This is a genomic window from Amycolatopsis balhimycina FH 1894 (assembly GCF_000384295.1).
Lineage (GTDB): Bacteria > Actinomycetota > Actinomycetes > Mycobacteriales > Pseudonocardiaceae > Amycolatopsis > Amycolatopsis balhimycina.
In genome coordinates, this window is the sequence record NZ_KB913037.1 from 10,494,227 (window position 1) to 10,514,831 (window position 20,605).

Genomic DNA, 20,605 nt, shown 5'->3' on the forward strand with positions numbered 1-20,605 from the left:
CCATGCCGGATCACCGTGGCATGACGGGCCGCGCCAAGGCCCGGACCGCGCTGGTCGTGGTGGCCACGCTCGCCGTGGTCGGCGTGGGCTCGGTCATGGTGCTGAACGCCAGCGCCCAGACCGCGCCCGGCTCGACGCAGGCGCAGGTCCCGGCGCACAGCCCGGGCATGGCCGGCATGCAGCTGGGCTCGGCCGCCCAGCCCGGGGCCGCGAACGACGTGGCCGGCGCCGGACCGGTCACCGAGCTCGACAAGACGTTCCTTGTCAAGGTCCGCCAAGCCGGGCTCTGGGAGATCCCCGCGGGCGACCTCGCGCAGACCCACGCCAGCAGTGAACAGGTGAAGCGCGCCGGGCTGCACCTGCTGGACGGGCATTCGCACCTCGACCAGCTCGTCCGCGAGGACGCGAAGATCCTCGGCGTGACACTCCCGGACCTGGCCACCCCCGAGCAGCAGGGCTGGGTCCGCCAGCTGACCAACGCCCAGGGCCTGGAGTTCGACAAGCTGTTCGCGAACCTGCTCCGCGCGTCGCACGGCAAGATCTTCGCGACCATCGCCGAAGTCCGCGCCGGCACGCAGAACGACGTCATCCGGCGGCACGCGACGCAGGCGAACCAGACCGTCCTCGACCACATGACGGTCCTGGAGGACACCGGGCTGGTCGACGCGACCACGATCGCCGACGTCGCCGCGGCGGTGAACCCGCCGGCGAAGTGACGACGGGGTTCTCGCACGTCGTGAACGACTCTTTCACCTCGTCCGACGACAGGAAAGAGTCGTTCATGACACCGCCGCCGCGCTCTACCGGGCCGGGGGCACGATGCCGTACTCGTGGATCTTGCGGTAGATCGTCGCCCGGGAGATGCCGAGCAGCTTGGCCGCGCGGACCTTGTTGCCGTCCGCGTCTTCGAGGCACCGCACGATGGCGTCCCGCTCGATCGACTCGAACCGGTTGAGCGGCCGCCGCGTCACCGCGTGGAACTCGGCCGGGAGGTCGCCCGGGTGGATGGTGCCCGCGCGGCGGCGCTGGGCCGCCACGCGCAGCACCTGGTGGAGCTGGCCGGTGTTGCCCGGCCACTCCGCCCGCATCAGCAGGTGCAGCGCCGCCGCCGAGCAGGTCAGCCGGCCGCCGTAGCCGAGCTTGCTCAGCACCAGCGGGACCAGCTCCGCCAGGTCCTCGACGTGGTGGCGCAGCGGCGGCACCCGGACTGTCCGTGGGAACGCCTTGAGCAGCTCGGCCAGCGCCGGCTCGGTCTCGGCCTCCGGCACGAGGGTGGCCACCACCCATGGCGCGCCCGGGTCCTCGCGCAGGGTCCGCAGGACCGCGGCCAGCGCGGTGGCCGCCGGGGCCGTCAGGCGATCGGCGTGCCGGATCACCAGCGTACGGATCGGGGCTTCGGCGTGTTCGCGCAGCAGCGCGTCCCAGTCCGTGCCGGGCGCCGCGTCAACGGTGAGCAGCCGAGCCGCCGGGTGGTGCCGCTGGTGCAGGCCCTTGGCCAGGGTCAGCTTGCCGGAGCCCGGCTCGCCCTCCAGCGCGACCCACTCGCCGCGCCGGTGGCCGGTGTCGAGGTCGTGGCCGCAGCGCAGCCACAGCGGCGCCGAGCCGACGACGCCCGGCAGGTACAGGGGCACCGTCGGCGTCGCCGCCGCGAGCGTCTCGTCCGCTTCGATGAGTTTCACCGACAGGACGCCGCCCGCGGTGTCGGTCGCCCGCTGCCCCGGGACGCGGCGGCAGAAGACGCGGACCCGCAGGCCACTGGACAGGGCCAGGGTCGCCGGCGTCCGCCGTCCCTCGGCCAGCGCTTCGGTGGCGTGGCCGAGCAGGACCGACTGGTCGGCCGGGTCGAGCAGCTGCCGGGCCCGGTCGTTCATCATCACGATGTCGTCGTTGAACGCCAGCACGATGCCGGTCCACCGGCGGCACGTCTGCAGGTAGGCCTGGAAGAGGATCATCTCCCGCAGGTCGCTGTGCCGCAGCAGGGCCTGGCGGATCTGCTCGGCCGTCGAGCGGGCCAGCGCGACGAGCAGGCCGCCCGCGTCCTTGTACCAGCAGGTGAGGTCGACCGCGCCGACCTTCTTGCCCGAGATCGGGTGGTGGATCGGCACGCCCGCGCACGCCAGGTTCTCCAGGTGCTCGGCGTAGTGCTCGTGGCCGAACACCGTCGTCGGGCGGCCGTCCTCCAGCGCGGTGCCGATGCCGTTGGTCCCGACGGACTGCTCGCCGTAGCTGAACCCGGGCACCAGCTCGACGCGCTCCAGGTGCCGGGCCAGGTCGGCGTCGCCGGTCCGCTGGGTGAGCACGACGCCGCTCGCGTCGGTGAGGATGAGGCTGATCGGCTGGCCTTCGAACTGCTCGCCGAGCTTGTGCAGCACCGGCTCGGCGCCGCGGACCAGGGGGCTGTCCGGGTGCTGGTCGCCGAGGTAGAGCGGGTCGATCCGGTCGGCTTCGACCCGGAACTCCCGCGAACGCCGCCACGAGGCGAGGATCGTCTGCCGGACCGCGCCGTCCGGCACCGGTTCGGCGGTCAGGAAGCGCACCCGGCTGCGGGCCAGTTCGCCGTCGGCGAGCAGGGTGCCGGGCGCCATCTCGTCCACGTGACCTCCCGTTTCCCGCGGCCCACGTGGGTGCGGGCACACCCGTTGTGCCGCCCGTCCAGCCTAGGCGTGCGGCGCCGGTGCCGGTGTCTCAAATTGAGACGCTCCCGGCGGCGCGGCGGCGGTGCGATGGAGCCATGGCCGCCGAGACGTACAACCCCTGGACGATCGTGAACCTGGTCTTCGCGCACCTGGCCGAGCAGGGGCTGCATCCCGCCCTCGGCGCGGACGGCCACCCCGGCGAACCCGCCGCCGCGCTGCTGCGCACCTTCGGGATCGTGCCGACCGTCGAAGGTGACGCGCGGGTGCAGGCCGGGATCCACGACGAGCTCGCCGCCCTGCGCGCGCGGCTGCTCGACACACCCTGAGCAGCGGTTCTGTCTCAGATTGAGACCCGCGTCCGCCGCGGACGCCCCCTTAATGGTGAACGCAGGACGCCCCGGGCGGCGAACCACGGATAAGGAGCTGATCCATGAGTCGCCAGAGTGTGGCGAAAGCCCACCAGAAGATCCAGGAACTGTCGTGGGAACCGGCGTACCACACCCCGGTTTCGCACTACGGCACCGACTACACCTTCCAGAAGGCCAAGAAGAAGGACCCGTTGAAGCAGGTCCTCCGCTCGTACTTCCCGATGCAGGAGGAAAAGGACCACCGGGTCTACGGCGCCGAGGACGGCGCGATCCGCGGCAACATGTTCCGTCAGGTCCAGGAGCGCTGGCTGGAGTGGCAGAAGCTGTTCCTGTCGATCATCCCGCTGCCGGAGATCTCCGCGGCGCGGGCGATGCCGCTGCTGTTCCGCACGGTCCCGAACCCGGAACTGCACAACGGCCAGGCGATCCAGATGATCGACGAGGTCCGGCACTCGACGATCCAGCAGAACCTCAAGCGTCTGTACATGCAGAACTACATCGACCCGGCGGGCTTCAACTCGAGCCTGCGCAACTTCCAGAACGACTACTGCGGCACCATCGGCCGCCAGTTCGCGGAAGGCTTCATCACCGGGGACGCCATCACCGCGGCGAGCATCTACCTCACGATCGTCGCCGAAACGGCGTTCACGAACACGCTGTTCGTCGCCATGCCGGCCGAAGCCGCCGCGAACGGCGACTACCTGCTGCCGACGGTGTTCCACTCGGTCCAGTCCGACGAATCCCGCCACATCAGCAACGGCTACGCGACGCTGCTGATGGCGTTGTCCGACGAAAGCAACCACCAGCTGCTCGAACGCGACCTGCGCTACGCGTGGTGGAACAACCACGCCGTCGTCGACGCGGCGATCGGCACGTTCATCGAGTACGGCACCAAGGACCGCCGCAAGGACCGCGAAAGCTACGCGGAAATGTGGCGCCGCTGGATCTATGACGACTACTACCGCTCGTACCTGGTCCCGCTCGAGAAGTACGGGCTCGTCATCCCGCACGACCTCATCGAAGAAGCCTGGAACCGGATCTGGAACAAGGGCTACGTCCACGAAGTCGCGCAGTTCTTCGCCACCGGGTGGCTCGCCAACTACTGGCGCATCGACCCGATGACGGACAAGGACTTCGAGTGGTTCGAGTACAAGTACCCGGGCTGGTACGACAAGTACGGCAAGTGGTGGGAGAACTACAACCGCCTCGCGACGCCGAACGGGCACCACCCGATCGTCGCCGAGGACGTCGGCTACGTGTACCCGCACCGCTGCTGGACCTGCATGGTGCCGTGCCTCATCCGCGAGGACATGGTGGTCGACGAGGTCGACGGCCAGCACCGGACGTACTGCTCGGAGACCTGCCGCTGGACCGACGCCGAGGCGTTCCGGCCCACCTACCAGGGCCGCAACACGCCGAACATGGGCCAGCTGGTCGGCGCCCGCGAGTGGGAGACGCTCTACCACGGCTGGAACTGGGCCGACGTCGTCTCCGACATGGGCTTCGTCCGCGACGACGGCAAGACCATGGTCGCCCAGCCGCACCTGGACCTCGACCCGAAGAAGATGTGGACGCTCGACCACCTGCGCCGGATGCCCGAGGTGCAGTCGCCGAACGTGCTGCTCAACCAGATGACCGCCGAGCAGCGCGCCGCGTTCGTGGCCGACTACAACCGCCAGGGCCCGGCCGGGCGCCCGGCGCCGCAGGCCTGACACGACGGGAAGGGCGGCACTTTCACGTGAAAGTGCCGCCCCCAGGTGGGCACTTTCACGTGAAAGTGCCGGATTGGGGCGGGATGGCGGAGAAGCACCGCGTCCGGTTCGAGCCGGTCGGGATCGAGATCGACGTCGCCGAGGACCAGACGATCCTGCGCGCCGCCGCCGAGCAGGGCGTCATGCTCATGCACGGCTGCAAGGAAGGGCAGTGCGCGGCCTGCAAGTCGTTCCTCCTCGACGGCGACGACGTCGAACACGACCGGTATTCGACCTTCGCGCTCCCCGACTACGAAAAGGAGGAAGGCTTCACGCTGCTGTGCCGGGCCCACGCCTACGAAGACCTGACGATCGAGCTGCTCAACTACGACGAGGAGATGATCCAGTCCGGCCTGCCGATCCAGGAGGCCACGGTCGAGGTCGTCGCCAACGACCCCGTCACCCACGACCTGCGGCACCTGGTGGTCCGACTGGACGGCGACCTCAAGTTCTTCCCCGGCCAGTATCTGGACTTCGCCGTCCCGGGCACCGAGGAGACGCGGTCGTTCTCCATGGCCAACACCTCGGCGCGTGACGGGCTCTTGGAGTTCGTCATCAAGATCTACCCCGACGGGTTGTTCTCCCGGTTCCTGGCCGCCGAAGTCGCGGTCGGCGACCGGCTCCGGGTGACCGGCCCGTTCGGGGTGTTCACCCTCCGGGACAACCCGAACGCGGACCTCGTCTTCGTCGGCGGCGGGGCCGGGATGGCGCCGATCCTGTCCCTGCTGCGGTCCATGGCCGAGCGCGGCCTCGACCGGACGGCGACCTTCTACTACGGCGCCCGCCGCCGGCGCGACCTCTGCTTCGAGGCGGAACTGCGGGAGCTGGAGGCGAAACTACCCGGCTTCCGTTACGTACCAGCACTTTCCGAGCCGGGCGACGACGACTGGACCGGCGAAACCGGCTTCGTCACCGACGTCCTGCGCCGGGCCGGCGCCGACCTCACCGGAGCCGACGCCTACGTCTGCGGGCCGCCGCCGATGGTCGAGGCCGCGCTGGAACTGCTGCCCGCGCTCGGCGTCGACGGCAAGCGCGTCTTCTACGACAAGTTCACCACCACGGGCGAAGGGTAAGGAACCCATGACAGCCACCCAAGAACGCAGCGTGCCCAAGCCGGCGTTCACCGACGCCGAAGCGGGCGCGAAGGTCTTCCCCGACTCCGATGCCCGGCAGTTCAACTACTTCACCGCCGCCAAGCGCAAGCAGAGCCACTACGAGGACGTCACCGTCGAGGTCCAGCCCGACCCGCGGCACTACCTGTCCCAGGGCTGGCTCTACGCCTTCGCCGACGGCAAGGCCGGGTACCCGCTGGAATGGACCGCGCTGAAGGCGTGGGGCTCGGACCGGCCGGTGCCCGAGCGCGGCCCGGGGTCCGGCGGCAAGGGCTACGACTGGCCGGCCCTGGGCTGGCACGAGTTCCGCGACCCCAACGAGGAGTGGGAGCTCACCCTCTACCGCTACAACGCGAACGTCGTGCGCCAGCTGAACCAGAACGTCGACGCCGCCCGCCAGGCCAAGGCGTTCGAGCAGTGGAACCGCAACTGGGTCGACTTCGTCGCCAAGCACGTCGGCGCCTGGATGCACGTCGACCACGGCCTCGGCCTGTACCTGTTCGCCAACGCCAACCGCCGCGCCCCGACGAACATGCACAACAACGCGATCTCGGTGAACAGCATGCATCGCATCCGCGCGGCGCAGGACCTGGCGCTGTACAACCTGACGCTGACCGAGGAGATCGAGGGCTTCGACGGCGCGGCCCACCTGGCCACCTGGAACGAGGACCCGGCCTGGCAGGGCGTGCGCGAGACCGCCGAGCAGCTGACCGGGATCTGGGACTGGGGCGAGGCGATCTTCGCCGCCAACGTCGTCTTCGAGCCCCTCGTCGGCGAGCTGTTCCGCAGCAACCTCGTCCAGCAGGCCGCGCCCGCCAACGGCGACTTCGTCACCCCGACGTTGATCGGGGCCGAGGAGTTCGACTTCTCCGAACGCGACCTCCGCTACACGAAACCGCTGTTCCACCTGCTGATCAACGACAAGGAGTTCGCCGACCACAACAAGGCGCTGCTGCAGAAGTGGCTCGAGGACTGGGTGCCGCGCTGCATCGCCGCCGCCCGCGTGCTGCAGCCGCTGTGGTCGCAGCCCGACGCCAAGCCGATCCGGTTCGAGGACGGTCTCGACCGCGTGAAGAGCCGGTTCGCCGGCATCCTGTCCGAATTGGGCCTCAAGGCACCCGAGGAGCTGGGCCAGTGACCATCTTCAAAACCGCGGAAAGCCCGTTCAAGGCCGACAACACCGCATCGAACATGTGCGGTTTCACCCTGATGAACAACCAGGTCGGCGCGATCATCGCCGAAGTCATGGCCACCAAGGACAACGTGACCGTGACGCCCTTGCCGTCGATGATCCGCGTCGACGCGCGGGGCCGGACGGACCTGGTCTACGCCGAAGTCGACGAGGCCGCCGGTGAGGAAGAGGGCTGGTTCAACGCGGCCGAGTTCGAGGAGAGCATGTCCACCCACTACGGGCGGATGATCCACGAGGACGACCGCACGATCATGTTCGCCAACCCCGAGGACGCGGCGGAATACCTCGATTTCGACCTCAAGCCCATTCGCTAGACAACCAATTTCTTTCGGGGGCTCCGGGTGGCGGAGCCCCCGGCCCGGGGCGAAGCCCCGGAACAACACAGCACTCGATCCGGCTCAGGAGGATCAACGAATGTACGAAAAAGACGGCGAGAAATACTTCGTGGTGGACGCCCACACCCACTTCTGGGACGCGAGCCCGGAGAACTGGGTGGAAGGGCAGGAGGAATACGCCAAGGGCTGGATCGAGTGCTTCCACGCCTACCAGGGGCTCGGCCCGAAGGAGACGCACTGGCCGATCGACCGGTTCCAGAAGTACTCCGAGGAGCTGATGATGCACGACCTCTTCGAGGTCGGGCACGTCGACAAGGCCATCTTCCAGCCGACCAACCTGCGGCAGTGGTACAAGACGGGCTTCAACACCACCGAGAACGACGGCGCGCTGGCCGAGAAGCACCCCGACAAGTTCCTCGTGAACACCACCTTCGACCCGCGGGAAGGCGACGCGGGGATGAAGGCGTTCGAGGAGCGCGTGAAGCGGTACGACTGCAAGGGCGTCAAGCTCTACACCGCCGAGTGGCGGGGCGGCTCCCGCGGCTGGAGCCTCAAGGACCCCGCCGCGGCTCGCTACCTCGAGAAGTGCGAGGAACTCGGCGTCACCAACGTCCACATCCACAAGGGACCGACGATCTGGCCGCTGGACAAGGACGCCTTCGACGTGTCCGATGTGGACCAGGTCGCGACGAGCTTCCAGGGCCTGAACTTCATCGTCGAGCACGTCGGCCTGCCGCGCATCGAGGACTTCTGCTTCATGGCCACCCAGGAGCGGAACGTCTACGCGGGGCTCGCCGTCGTCGTCGGCGGCCTGATGCACGCCCGCCCGAAGTTCTTCGCGAAGGTCATGGGCGAGCTGATGTTCTGGCTCGGCGAGGACAAGCTGATCTTCGGCGCGGACTACGCCATCTGGGAACCGAAGTGGCAGGTCGAGGGCTTCGTGGACTGGAACATGCCGGCCGACGACGAGCTGTCGGACTTCGCGCCGCTGACCGTCGACCAGAAGAAAAAGATCCTCGGGCTGAACGCCGCCCGCCTCTACGGCATCGACGTCCCCGAGGAGCTGCGGCTCCCGGACCCGAAGACCGTCGAGCCCGTCGGCGTGCCGAACTCATGACCACGCTGGTGACCGGGGCCCGCGCCGCCGTGTGGGCGGCGCTGGGCACCGTCCGGGATCCCGAACTGGACGAACCCCTCACCGACCTCGGGTTCGTGGCCCGCTGCGAGGTGAGCGACGAGGGCCACGCCGTCGTCCGGCTGCGGCTGCCGACGTACTTCTGCGCGCCCAACTTCGCGTTCCTGATGGTGGCCGACGCCTACGATGCCGTGGCCGGCGTGCCGGGCCTGACCGGGCTCGACATCCGCCTCGACGACCACTTCGCGTCCGACGTCATCAACCGCGGGGTGGCGGCCCGGCAGGGGTTCGTGGCGTCGTTCGAGGGCGAGGCCGTCGACGAGCTGGACACCCTGCGGTACGACTTCGTCCGCAAGGCCGTGCTGGCGGGCACCGACCGCGTCTGCCGGTCCCTGGGCCGAGACCCGCAATCGCTGACCCTCGGCGACGTCCCGCCGAGCCCCGACTTGGCCCGGCTCCGGACCCGCCGCCGCGAGCTGGGCCTTCCCGCCGAAGACGGCGACCCGCTGCTGCTCGACCCGGCCACCGGGCGAGCTGTGTCCGCGGCCGACGCGAAGCGGCACCTCGCCTTCGCGCGGCTGACCCGTACGAGCATGGAGGCCAACTCGGGCGTCTGCCGCGGCATGCTGCGTGCGCGGTACGCCCTGACCAGCGAAGAGGAGGGCACGGGATGAAGGCCGTGCGGCTGCAGAAGTACCACCAGCACCCGGTGATCGAAGACGTCCCGGAGCCGCGCGCCACCGGGCCCTTCGACGTCGTGGTCAAGATCGGCGGCGCCGGCGTCTGCCGCACCGACCTGCACATCATCGAGGAGCAGTGGGCCGAGAAGTCCGGCGTCACGCTGCCTTACACGATCGGGCACGAGAACGCGGGCTGGGTGCACGAGGTGGGTCCGGCGGTGACGAACGTCGAGGTCGGCGACACGGTCATCCTGCACCCGACGCCGACGTGCGGGCTCTGCCATGCCTGCCGCGCGGGCGACGACATGCACTGTCCCCATGGGAGTTTCCCCGGCATCAGCAGCGACGGCGGAATGGCCGAATACCTGCTGACGTCGGCGCGGGCGTGTATCAAGCTCGATCCCTCGACGCAACCGGAAGACGTCGCCGCGCTCGCCGACGCGGGCATCACCGCCTACCACGCGGTGCGCAAGGCCGTCCCGCAGCTGTACCCGGGCACGACGTGTGTGGTGAACGGCGCCGGCGGCCTCGGGCACATCGGCATCCAGTCACTCCGAGCGTTGACCGCCGCCCGCGTGATCGTGGTCGACCGCAACGCCGACGCCCTCGAGCTGGCATCGACGCTGGGCGCCGACGAGACCGTGCTGGCCGACGGCAAGCAGGTCGAGGCGGTCCTGGACCTGACCGACGGCAACGGCGCCGAGGTCGTCCTCGACTTCGTCGCCGAGCAGGGCGCCCAGCAGGACGCCTTCGCGATGACCCGCCGTGCCGGGGCGCACTTCGTCATCGGCTACGGCTCGAACATCGAGATCCCGACGATCGACATCATCTCCACCGAGCGCAACATCATCGGCAACCTCGTGGGCACCTACAACGACCTCGCCGAGCTGATGGTGCTGGCTCAGGCCGGGAAGGTCACCCTCCACACGAAGAAGTACCCCCTGGACGCGGCGCTCGACGCGCTGGCCGACCTCGACGCCGGGCGCGTGCGCGGCCGGGCCATCCTCACCCCCTAGGAGCAGGCTCATGGCGAAGGAACTGCGGTTCGGCCCGGACGCCCGCGACCTGCTGCTGGCGGGCGTCGACAAACTCGCCGAAGCGGTCAAGTCCACCCTCGGCCCCAAGGGCCGCAACGTGATCATCGAGAAGATCACCGGCTCCCCGGTGGTCACCAACGACGGCGTCACCATCGCACGCGAGATCCACCTGAAGAACCAGTTCGAGAACATGGGCGCGCAGCTGGTCAAGGAAGCGGCGATCAAGACCAACGACGTCGTCGGCGACGGCACCACCACGGCCACCGTGCTGGCCCAGGCGATCGTCCATGAAGGCATGCGGGCCATTTCGGCGGGCGGCAACCCGGTCCTCGTCAAGCGCGGGATCGACCACGCCGTCAGCCTTTTGGTGGCGTACTTGGAGAAGCAGGCCCACCCGGTGGTGTCCGAACAGGACTACGCACGGGTGGCGGCGATCTCGGCCAACGACGACGACGCCGTCGGCGCGGTCATCGCCAAGGCGCTGCACACCGTCGGCGACAGCGGCGTCGTGACGGTCGAGGAGTCGCCGTCGATCGGGATGAGCGTCGAGTTCGTCGAAGGGTTCGAGTTCGGCAACGGCTACCTCTCGCCGTACCTGGTCACCGACCCGGGCCGGCTGGAAGCCGTGCTCGACGACCCGTACATCCTGATGTGCGCGGAGAAGATCACCAAGGTGCAGCAGCTGATGCCGTTACTGGACAAGGTCATGCGGGCACCGCGGCCGCTGGTGGTGATCGGCGAGACGGTCGAGGGCACGGCGCTGTCCATGCTGGTGCACAACCACCTGAACGGCACGTTCCAGTCGGTGGCGGTGCGGGCGCCCGGCTTCGGCGACCGGCGGCTGCACAAGCTGGAGGACCTCGCGGCGATCGTGGGCGGCGCGGTGCTCTCGCGGCAGTCCGGGTTCACGATGGAGACGATGACCCTCGACCACCTCGGCCGCGCCAAGCAGGTCCGGGTCACCGAGAACCGCACGACGATCGTGGGCGGCGCGGGCTCGTCTTCCGCGGTGGACTTCCGGGTCGGCCAGCTGCGCGCGGAGCTGGAGCGTGCGCAGTTCGGCGTCGACGAGGACGTCCTGACCGAACGGATCGGTGCCCTGACCGGCAAGGTCGCGGTGGTGCGCGTCGGCGCGGCCACCCCGGCCGAGCTGAAGGAGCTGCAGCACCGGGTCGAGGACGCCCTGTCGGCGACCCGGGCGGCGATGGCCGAGGGCATCGTGGCCGGCGGGGGAGCGGCGTTGCTGCACGCCGAGAAGGCCCTGGAAGACCTGGGCCTCGAAGGCGACCAGGCGATCGGCGTCGAGATCGTCCGGCGTGCCTTGGCGGAACCGGCGTTCCTCATCGCGCACAACGCGGGCCACCCGGCCCACGAGATCGTCGCGCGCACTCGCGAGCTGGGTGCCGACGAGGGCTTCGACGCCCTGAACGACCGCTTCGGCGACATGATCGACCTCGGCGTGGTCGATCCGCTGCGCGTGTGCCGGTCGGCGGTCCAGAACGGGGCTTCGGTGGCGGGCCTGTTGCTGACGACGAACTCGCTGATCGCCGAGGAACAGACCCCGTGGGGCGGCAGCCGTGCGTTGATGACGGAGTTCGGCCCGCTGGACGAAGGCCTCCACCAGCCCTCACCGGACGCGAGCACACCGCAGTCCCTCGGGATGGGCCCCTCCGTCGGCTGAACTCCACGTCCATCAGCCTGCGGAGTGCGGAGGTCGCCCCGCCGGAGTCCTGAGCCCCGGCGGGGAGACCTTCCCGCGCCCCGCGGCAGCGGCCGCACTGGAGTTCACCCCCGGCCGGACACCACCAAAGAATCCAGGCGTGCCGCGTACATGACATAGGGATCGAGGTACCAGCTGGTGTCGATCCGGACGGCGGCCGAGCGGTGCCGCAGCATTTTCAGCGCTGCACCCACGTCGAAGGGGACGAGACGGCCCAAATCGATCAGCTCGGGCGCGGAAAACGTCGTGGTTTGCAGCTCATTCGCCTTCGACAGGAAGGTCCGCTCAGCTGACGTCATCCGGTCGAGGACGCCGTGTGCCGGCGCGAAGATCGCGCCGCCGACCGTTCCGGTGGGGTCGAGATCGTCCGCGAAAGCCCGGTAAGACAGCAGCCCGTGCCGATCGCGAAGGTGGTCACCGACGGTGACCAGTGCGGCCGCATTGTGCCCCAGTCGTTCAGCCAGCTGGTCGCGTGCAGCGCGATCTTGGTCGTCGTCCGGCAAGCGGTAGGCGTCCAGCAGCGTCGCGGCGTCGCGTGACGGCAACGGACCGACGCGCACGACCGGCAGACAGTCGCGGAAGATGTCGTCTTCGCAGACGAGGATCGTCCGGACTGCGCTGTCAGTGGGAAGCGGAAGGGTCTCGAGCAGCTCAGGTCCTACGCCGGCGGGGATGTCGTCGACGATGAGCAAGCTCGCACCGTCCGAGCGTCCGTCGCTCCTTGCCGGTTGCTCCCCGCCGGTGCCCGGCAGCGTGGCCTCGTACCGGAGCCTCAGAGATTCAGGATCGGCCGACGAGCCTTTGAGGCTCACCCACCGCACGCCGCCGGGGAACGCTCCGGCGAACCGCCAGGCGTACGTGGTGGCCAATGCCGTCTTGCCGGCGCCCGGCAGTCCCGACACGGCGACGAACGAACCGCATGCGGATTCGTCGATCAACGGGTAATCGGCGGCGTGCAAAGCAGTGTGGAGATCCCAGAGTTCACGGTACCGCCCGACGAAGTTCCGCACGATGCCTGCCCGGGATGCGGGCCAACGCGGGGGAGCGGCCGGGAGAACAGTTCCGATGGGAGTGGTGAGCGCCGCGGCCCGCTTGGCGATGAGGCCCGCGGTGGAGGCCGTACCGGCGTCGGGTACCGCGAACTTGGCGTCGGCCAGTTGGATCGGGCGTAGGTGGCCGGTTCCCGGCTCGGGGTTGATCACCATGATCCGGCCGCACGGATCGCCTTCACGCTCACCGGCGAGGAACACCATCAAGAGCTCATGCTGGCACGCAGCTCGCTCCGCGTAATCCGTCGAGAAGTAGGCGACGAGTGTCTTCGACTCGCTCAACGCCGTCCGGATACTCTTGGTGATCCCGGAGTAGCACTCGATGCTCTCGTCGACGAAGACGCGCGCTCCGAGCGTGCGAAGCTCGTTGGCGAGTTGTCGTCCCGCTTCCCGGTCTGGCCCGGAGAAGGACAAGAAGACATCGTATTTCGCGTCCAGCAAGTCGTTTGGTCCTCTCGGGTGTTGACGACTTGCGCGCACGTCGCCACGGGTAGCGGCCGAAGGCCTGGGTCCCCCATTTGTACCAGCGCTCACACTGCGTGGCAGCGTTACATCGTTCCCTTTATCTTGTAACGCCGGTGGGCTGCGCCCGTGACTTCACGCTCAGTGGCTGTGCCGGATGATGGGGTAGCGGTTGCCAGACCGTGGCGGGCCGGAGGAGGCGACGTGGACGAAGACTGGAAGCCCTTCGGCCGGAGGGTGCGCGAACTCCGGATGGCCGCCGGCCTGTCCACCAGGGCGCTCGGCGACCTGATCCACTACAGCAAGGCGCAGGTCAGCCGGGTTGAGCAGGGGCATTCTCCACCGACGACGAACTTCGCGGCCGCGTGTGACCGCGTCTTCGGCACCGGGGGTGAGCTGGCGAGGGCAGCCGCGAAGCGCGCGGTCGGTGACCGGCGGATGGCCGCCGAACCCGCGTTCGACCTGCCTGCCGGTCCGAACAGGTTGATCGGACGGGCCGCGGAGGTCGAAGCTTTGCAAGACCACTTGGCGGATGCCGGCCACCGCCCCGGCGGCCGCGTGTGCGTGTTGCACGGCTTGCCCGGTGTCGGCAAGACGGCGATCGCCTTGCGTGTCGCTGAGCTGTTCCACGCCGAGTACCCCGACGGTCGCCTCTACCTCGACATGCAGGGGTACAACCCGGACAGTCAGCACGTGTCGGAAGAAGAGGCACTCGATCGTGTGTTGCGACGCCTGGGAGTTCCCGGCGAGCTGGTTCCGAGGAACACCGACGACCGCGGCGCGTTGCTTCGTCAGAAATTGGCCGGCCGACGCGTCCTGCTGATTCTCGACAGTGTGAAGAACGCGCAGGAGATCGGCCGCCTGCTGCCCCCGAACGGGCGGTCAGCGGTGATCATCACGAGCCGCCGGCCGCTGACTTCGCTAGCGGCCACTCTCGTCAGGCAAGTCGCGACGCTCGCCCCTGGCGAATCGGCTGACCTGTTCCGCGCTGTTGCGGGGCTGCGGCCTGGTTCGGACGAACGAGGTGATCCGGCGGTGATCGAAGAAATCACCCGAATGTGTTACCACCTTCCCCTTGCGCTTTGTATCGTCGCCTCGCGATTCCGCGACAACCCCGTGCGCCGCCTCGAAGACGTCGCCGCTCGCCTGGCCGACGAGGCCGTGCGTCCCCGCGAATTCGACGACGGCGTGCGGAGCATGACCGCGGTCTTCGCCGCAGCCTGCGCGACTTTGTCCGACCCTCAACAGACGATGCTCGCGCTCACCGCTTTGCATCCGGGCCCGAGGATCGACCCGTATGCGGCGGGAGCTCTCGCGGGACTCGCCCCCGACGCGGCGGAGTACCTGCTCGACGAGCTCATCCGGTCCGGAATGCTGGAGCGGCATTCGCACAACGCGTACCGCTTGCACGACATGCTGCGGGACCACTTGCGTCGTCCGGGGATCGGCATCCTGTCCGAGGGGGAGGCTGTCGCGGGCCGCCGCCGGCTGTTCGACTATTTCCTGCACACGACCGCCGCCGCGAACAGCAGTGGCAACGAACACCGCTACCGGATCCCGGTCGAGCCGCCGTCGGCACCGGTGACGAGCCCGGCGTTCGCGGACGCGGAAGCGGGGAAGAAGTGGATGGACCTCGAGGTCGACAACTTCCTTCCGCTGGTGCAAGAGATGGCCGCCCAGGGAAACGACGCCGAATGCTGGCAGTTCGTCCACAACCTGCGGGAGTACTTCTACGCGACCAAGCAGTGGGAGCTCATGGTCGCTTGTTTCAAGCAGGCGGTCGAGCCCGCGAGGCGCACTGGTGATCACCGGGCATTGGGCGTCACGCTCAACGGCCTGGGTCTGGCGCTCGGCCAGCTCGGCGAGCCGGACGAGGCGATGCGCCTCTACTCGCGCGCAAGGGCCGAGTTCGTCACCGCCGAGGACCCCTACGGCGAGATGAACGTGGTGGCGAACCATGCTTGGCTCGCCTACGAGAACGGGGATCGCGAAGTCGCACTGGGACACGCGAAAACAACCTGGCAGTTCTACGAGAGAGAGCACCAGCGGTTCAACGCGGCCATCGCGCTGGACCTCATCGCGCGATGTCAGCTGGGGCTCGGTCTGCTGGAGGAGGCCGAAACCCATTTCCGGCGGGCCCTCGTCGAGTTCGGCGAGCTGGGATTCCGGGATGGCGACGTCGCACAGCTGCTGTCCCACCTCGGTGAAACGGAGCTGCGTCTCGACCGGACCACAGCAGCCGGGGACCACTACCGGGAGGCCGTGGAGCGGGCTCGCGCCGGCGGAGCCACGAGGGAAGAAGCAGTGGCGTTCGAGGGCCTCAGCCGGGTGGCTGCCGCGTCCGGTGACGTGGTGGAGGCGGCCGCGCACCGCGCGGCAGCGACCGCTTTGTACGAAGAAGTCGGTGCTACGGCCGACATCACGCGGCTCCGAGAAGAATCGTCGACGCACCACGCCGTGGCGGAGTCGCCGACGGCGCGCGTCAGCGCAACGGAGACCGCGTCAAGGCCGGCCGAGCCAGGATGCGGTGAGGTGGCGACGCAGGCCCGCGTTTTGGTGCGCCGGCGGCTGCGGGTGCTCGCCGTGAACACGGAATGGACGTCGCTGAACGGCGGGCTGAGCACGTTCAACCGAGAGCTGTGCAAGGCCCTGGCGGCACAAGACGCCGAGGTCTATTGCTCGACGCCGTTCGCTTCCGAGGAGGAGCGACGTGACGCCGGCGAGATGGGCGTCGCCTTGGTTCACCCGCCACCGGCTCTCAACGCGCCCGAGACAGCGCTTTCCCGGCCTCCACGCTTGCCGGAGGGCATCGTCCCGGACGTGGTGATCGGTCATGGCCGCAAGACGGGTGAGCCGGCTATGTGGCTGGTCGACGACCACTTCCGCGACGCCAAGCTGGTGCACTTCTGCCACGTGATTTCCGATCGTGTCGAACTCGAAAAGGTGTACGACTCCGATGAGGATCCAGTCCTCGAAGCCGACAGGCGCTATGAGGAGGAGTTCACCATCGCCGCCCGCGCGGACCTCGCGATAGGTGTCGGGCCGGTGTTGCACCACTACCTGCGCGATCGGCTCCACGGCACCCCGGGAAGGCCCCCGATCCGGTTTGATCCGGGGTTCGACGCGGCGGACGTGCTCGCCGGACTGCCCCCGGTCAGCGACACCGTTCGAGTGCTCATGGTGGGCAGGCTCTCTCGTCGTGAGGCGCAGGTGAAAGGCATCGACCTGCTGGCCCGGGCACTCGGGCACGCTCTCAAACAGCGAGGCCCGGGTGACCCTGAAGTAGAACTCGTACTTCGTGGCGTCGAGGCCAAGGAAGGGAAGCCGTTGGCCGACGAGGTCCGGGCTTGGGCGGGGATGCCTTCGTTGCGTGTTGTCCCTCGTCCATATTCGCCCAAGGCCGCTACTTTGGCCCAGGACTTGCACCAGGCGAGTGTCGTGGTGATGCCCTCTCGCACCGAAGGCTTCGGCCTGGTGGGGCTGGAGGCGATCACCGCGGGGGTGCCGACCTTGGTGAGCAGACGCAGCGGCTTGGGCGCGTTGCTCGAGGAAGAGCGTGCGGACCTGTCGGTCGAACTGAACCGAGTGCTTCCCGTGACAGACGACGAAGGAGTGGATGCCCTGCGCTGGGGCGACGCGCTGGCCGCCGTGCTGAACCATCCTAAGCCCGCCTTCTTCGCCGCGAGGCAGCTTCGCGACGAGCTTTCGGCGAAACGAACCTGGGCGATGTCCGCCAAGAAGCTGATCGAGTCGGTGCACGCGTTGACCCGCGCCAACGCGTAGCAGCGCTGTTCAGCGTATGAGGCCGTGCCGGGACAGCTCGTGCCCGGCCAGCTTCTCGATGACGTCCCGGTCCCGCTCCCGCCAGCCGGTGGCCGCCGCGTCCACGGAAGCCAGGCGCCGCAGCGGCTGCGTGGCCAGGGCCCGCAGCGCGAGCAGGTCCAGCCCTTCGTCGCCGAGGGTCCGCAGGTGCGCGGCCGCGGTCGCGCGGCGGGTGAAGTGCCAGCGCAGTGGCAACCACGTCACCACGAGCGTCAGCACCGGCAGCGCGATGATGATGGCCGCCATCCACCAGGCCAGGTTCTCCACCGCCTCGATCTGCCAGTGGCCTGCGTCGGCGAACTTGTTCCCGACGGCGGAACCGCCGTGCAGGGCCTTGGCGAGCGCGTTCCCGACGAACGGGATCCCGCCGGCCGTGTTCGCCGCCGAATCGAACGTGCCCCGCAGCCCGGTCCCGGCGTCGACGAGCCCGTCCCCGGGCGCGCGCAGCTTCATCACCTGGTCATACACCGACGTCCCCAGCCACACCGCCAGGACGACGAGCAACAGGGCGAGCAGGTCGCTGACGAGCTGGGCGGTGCGGCGGATCGGCCGTTCGGCGTAGAGCTGCATCGGGGCGCCTTTCGCGGTGGGGGAGCGCGGCCACGGCAACGTACCCGGCACCCCGCCGGGCGAACCGCCACGGTGGTCTATGACGGCGGTCATAGTGTGGCCGGCGCCGCAGTGTGTTCTCATGGGACTATGACCATCGTCATAAGGGTCGCCGACCGCGAGTGTGTCGCCACCCTCGTCGCGGCTTGCTCGCCGGACAGTCTCCGGCGCCGGTTCATGATGGGCGGCCCGGCCCGGCCCACCGAGGTTTTCGACCGCTACCAGCGGTTCCTGCTCGCCGGCCCGCCGGCCGGTGTCGCGTTGCTGGCCTTTTCCGGCGGCACTCCGGTGGGCCTGCTCAACTTCGTCGCGGAGACGCCGGGCGAGGCCGAGGTCGGGGTCCTGGTCGCCGACGCGTGGCAGCGGCAGGGGATCGGCAGCGCGCTGAGCCGGTGGCTGTGGGCGTCCGGGCGCTGGCCGGGCTGGACCGTGCGGGCCACTGTCCAGGCCGGGAACGCCGGAGCCGAGGCGCTGCTGCTGGGCCAGGGCTTCCGGCCGGTACCGGCGTACGAGCGCGGCGAACGCGACTTCGCGCTCGTCGTGCCGGACTGGGCTACCATGACGGACGTCATGAAGGAGGCGGTCGATGACCAGGACACCGCGCGAGCGGATGGTGCTCAGTGCCGCGCAGCTGGTGCGGATCCACGGTGTCGGGGCGACCGGCATGCGGGACGTGGTCGCCCACGCCGAAGCGCCGCGGGGGTCGCTGCAACACTACTTTCCGGGCGGTAAGGACCAGCTGATCGCCGAAGCCGTCGCCTGGGCTGGGGATTACGCCGCCCGGCGCGTGGCCCGCGTCGCCGCGAAGCTCGAGGACCCGACGCCCGGGAAGCTGTTCGAAGCCATGGCTGCTCAGTGGCGCGACGAGTTCACGACCGCCGGTTTCGACGCCGGCTGTCCCCTGGTCGCGACGGTCGCCGACACGGCCGCGACCAGCGGCGACCTGCGTGAAGCGGTCGGCAAGGCCTTCGATGGCTGGCAGCGGCCGGTCTCGGCCACCCTCGAACAGCTCGGCGTGCCGCCGGTTCGTAGCTCGTCTCTTGCCGTGCTCATGCTCAGTGCTTTGGAGGGGGCCATTGTGCTGGCTCGGGCGCATCGGGACGTTGCGCCGCTCGATACTGTTGTTGCTGAACTGCGTCCGCTGCTCGATGGTGCTGTTGATCGGCGGCGGCGTCGGTCGTCTATTGTGGACTGAATTACTGGGCTTTCAAGATGCGGCTTCGCCGTGGCGTGGGAAATCGGCGCTTCTCGGGTTGTCTTCTCGTTGTGGTCGGCAGCGCCGATTCCCCACGCACCGAGTCCCTTCCGCCTTTCTCGTAGGTGTTCTGCTGCTGTGACAGGTTGGCTTTGGTGGTACCTGATCGTGTGATGACAGGTGTTCGATTGTCGGTATTCTTGAGTTATGGCCGAACATGCGATCTGGCAAGCTGATGCGGTGGCACTCGCCGACCGTCTCGGTGAGCTGTTCGCGTGCATGCGGTCTGCTGAGGCTGAAGTTGGTGCGTTGGTGGTGGAGATCGAGCGGCGGGGTGTGCTGGAGCTGTTCGGCTACCGGTCCGTTCCCCGGCTGCTCGAGCATCTGGTGGATGTCCCGAAATCCTCGGCCGAGCGGATCGTGAAACGCGCCCGGGCCATCAACCCTGGCGCGACCCTCGACGGCACCCCGATTCCCGCAGTCGCTGCTGCCACGGGCGTTGTGGCTCGGTCGGGGCGGTTGAGTAACCCGATGATCGATGTGATTGTCGGGGTGTTGCAGGATGTTCCGCCTGAGCATCGTGAGGGTGCCGAGCAGCATTTGCTTACCTTTGCTGAGGAGGCCGGGCATCGGCAGGTCGCCGCGCTCGGCGCCCGGATCCTGGCCCACCTCGACCCCGACGGCACCGAACCGGACGACACCGAAATCACCACCCCCACCCGGGAACTGTCGTTGCGGCGCAAGCGGACCGGGATGTGGGAGATCAGCGGCAAGCTGGATGATGAGACCGGTGCCCGCGCCAGTGCGCTGCTGGACTCGCTTGCTCAGCGTCGCAGCACCGGCGAGGGTCCCGACTTGCGGTCTCCGCAGGAGCGTTACGGCGATGCGTTCTCCGACGCGGTCGATCTGGCGTTGAATGGCCCGGAGTTGCCGAGGCAGGCTGGTGAACGCGCGCACGTGATGGTCGCGGTCTCGCTGGAGGACTTGAAGTCCGGGATCGGCACCGCCCTCCTGGGTGATACCGGAACAATCTCCGCGGCCGAGGCGCGGTTGCATGCCTGCGACTGCAAGATCATTCCCGTGGTCCTCGGCGGCCAGAGCGCACCCCTTGATGTTGGGCGCCTGCGGCGGCTGGTTCCCACGGGGATCCGGCATGCCCTCTACCTGCGTGACCGGGGTTGTGCTTTCCCGGGGTGTCATCGGCCGCCCCGGCATTGTCAGGGCCACCACGTTCGCCATTGGGCGGATGGTGGTCCAACGGAGCTGGGCAATCTCGTGCTGATGTGCGCCCACCACCATCGGCTGGTGCATCGCTCCGGGTGGGAAGTTCGCATCGCCGCCGACGGTCTCCCGGAGTTCCTACCGCCGGTGTTCCTGGACAAGCAGCGAAAACCCAGGCGCAACAACCTCCACCAACCCCTGCCCTTCGCGGCATAGACAACCGAACACGGGGAAGGCCCGCAGCCACACGGCTGCGGGCCTACACCCACGCGCGTCAATGC

The 20,605-nt window shown here is 68.7% G+C and carries 17 protein-coding genes; 14 read left to right on the top strand and 3 right to left on the bottom strand.

What is annotated here, in order from left to right:
- Positions 1-2: 2 nt before the first annotated feature.
- The gene (locus tag A3CE_RS0148170) at positions 3-716 is read left to right on the top strand and encodes a DUF4142 domain-containing protein (protein ID WP_020647310.1); all 714 of its coding nucleotides are present in this window, start codon (positions 3-5) and stop codon (positions 714-716) included.
- Between the two features lie 84 nt (positions 717-800).
- Here A3CE_RS0148170 and A3CE_RS0148175 read toward each other — a convergent pair whose 3' ends face one another.
- Complete coding sequence (locus A3CE_RS0148175; protein ID WP_020647311.1) at positions 801-2,594, bottom strand: sigma-54-dependent Fis family transcriptional regulator; 1,794 nt, start codon at positions 2,592-2,594, stop codon at positions 801-803.
- A gap of 137 nt (positions 2,595-2,731) precedes the next feature.
- Here A3CE_RS0148175 and A3CE_RS0148180 point away from each other — a divergent pair, with 137 nt between their 5' ends.
- The 9 genes from A3CE_RS0148180 to groL all read left to right on the top strand — a co-directional run bounded on the left by A3CE_RS0148180 (position 2,732) and on the right by groL (position 11,927).
- Positions 2,732-2,962, top strand: a complete 231-nt coding sequence (locus A3CE_RS0148180; protein ID WP_020647312.1) for a hypothetical protein — start codon at positions 2,732-2,734, stop codon at positions 2,960-2,962.
- Positions 2,963-3,066: 104 nt separating this feature from the next.
- On the top strand, positions 3,067-4,716 hold the full coding sequence (locus A3CE_RS0148185) for a ferritin family protein (protein ID WP_084642006.1): 1,650 nt from the start codon (positions 3,067-3,069) through the stop codon (positions 4,714-4,716).
- An 83-nt stretch (positions 4,717-4,799) separates the two neighbouring features.
- The gene (locus tag A3CE_RS0148190) at positions 4,800-5,828 is read left to right on the top strand and encodes an FAD-binding oxidoreductase (RefSeq protein ID WP_020647314.1); all 1,029 of its coding nucleotides are present in this window, start codon (positions 4,800-4,802) and stop codon (positions 5,826-5,828) included.
- Between the two features lie 7 nt (positions 5,829-5,835).
- Entirely contained in the window at positions 5,836-7,005 is a 1,170-nt protein-coding gene (locus A3CE_RS0148195; RefSeq protein WP_020647315.1) for a ferritin family protein, read from the top strand.
- On the top strand, positions 7,002-7,373 hold the full coding sequence (gene mimD / locus A3CE_RS0148200) for a propane 2-monooxygenase effector subunit MimD (protein WP_020647316.1): 372 nt from the start codon (positions 7,002-7,004) through the stop codon (positions 7,371-7,373). Before A3CE_RS0148195 ends, mimD begins: the two co-directional genes overlap by 4 nt.
- Before the next feature lie 100 nt (positions 7,374-7,473).
- A complete protein-coding gene (locus A3CE_RS0148205) occupies positions 7,474-8,511 on the top strand; it encodes an amidohydrolase family protein (protein WP_020647317.1) in 1,038 nt (345 codons plus the stop codon).
- A complete protein-coding gene (locus A3CE_RS0148210; protein ID WP_020647318.1) occupies positions 8,508-9,203 on the top strand; it encodes a metal-sulfur cluster assembly factor in 696 nt (231 codons plus the stop codon). The genes A3CE_RS0148205 and A3CE_RS0148210 overlap by 4 nt, the downstream gene beginning before the upstream one ends.
- Entirely contained in the window at positions 9,200-10,225 is a 1,026-nt protein-coding gene (locus tag A3CE_RS0148215) for an NAD(P)-dependent alcohol dehydrogenase (protein ID WP_020647319.1), read from the top strand. Before A3CE_RS0148210 ends, A3CE_RS0148215 begins: the two co-directional genes overlap by 4 nt.
- A gap of 10 nt (positions 10,226-10,235) precedes the next feature.
- Positions 10,236-11,927, top strand: a complete 1,692-nt coding sequence (gene groL, locus A3CE_RS0148220; protein ID WP_020647320.1) for a chaperonin GroEL — start codon at positions 10,236-10,238, stop codon at positions 11,925-11,927.
- A 104-nt stretch (positions 11,928-12,031) separates the two neighbouring features.
- On the opposite strand, the gene A3CE_RS0148225 is transcribed toward groL, so the two are convergent.
- Entirely contained in the window at positions 12,032-13,456 is a 1,425-nt protein-coding gene (locus A3CE_RS0148225; RefSeq protein WP_020647321.1) for a toll/interleukin-1 receptor domain-containing protein, read from the bottom strand.
- Between the two features lie 258 nt (positions 13,457-13,714).
- On the opposite strand from A3CE_RS0148225, the gene A3CE_RS0148230 reads away from it, so the two are divergent.
- Positions 13,715-17,260, top strand: a complete 3,546-nt coding sequence (locus A3CE_RS0148230) for a tetratricopeptide repeat protein (protein ID WP_260473760.1) — start codon at positions 13,715-13,717, stop codon at positions 17,258-17,260.
- A gap of 9 nt (positions 17,261-17,269) precedes the next feature.
- Here A3CE_RS0148230 and A3CE_RS0148235 read toward each other — a convergent pair whose 3' ends face one another.
- Positions 17,270-17,869 (bottom strand): hypothetical protein, encoded by a 600-nt coding sequence (locus tag A3CE_RS0148235; protein WP_020647323.1) that lies wholly within the window; start codon positions 17,867-17,869, stop codon positions 17,270-17,272.
- Between the two features lie 129 nt (positions 17,870-17,998).
- Here A3CE_RS0148235 and A3CE_RS59145 point away from each other — a divergent pair, with 129 nt between their 5' ends.
- The 3 genes from A3CE_RS59145 to A3CE_RS0148250 all read left to right on the top strand — a co-directional run bounded on the left by A3CE_RS59145 (position 17,999) and on the right by A3CE_RS0148250 (position 20,540).
- Entirely contained in the window at positions 17,999-18,640 is a 642-nt protein-coding gene (locus tag A3CE_RS59145) for a GNAT family N-acetyltransferase (RefSeq protein WP_245589745.1), read from the top strand.
- Positions 18,573-19,103 carry an LmrA/YxaF family transcription factor gene (locus A3CE_RS0148245; RefSeq protein WP_245589746.1) on the top strand — a complete coding sequence of 177 codons (531 nt, stop codon included), beginning with the start codon at positions 18,573-18,575 and terminating at the stop codon, positions 19,101-19,103. Before A3CE_RS59145 ends, A3CE_RS0148245 begins: the two co-directional genes overlap by 68 nt.
- A gap of 207 nt (positions 19,104-19,310) precedes the next feature.
- Positions 19,311-20,540: an HNH endonuclease signature motif containing protein gene (locus A3CE_RS0148250; RefSeq protein ID WP_020647327.1), complete on the top strand. Its 1,230-nt coding sequence runs from the start codon at positions 19,311-19,313 to the stop codon at positions 20,538-20,540.
- Positions 20,541-20,605: the final 65 nt, after the last annotated feature.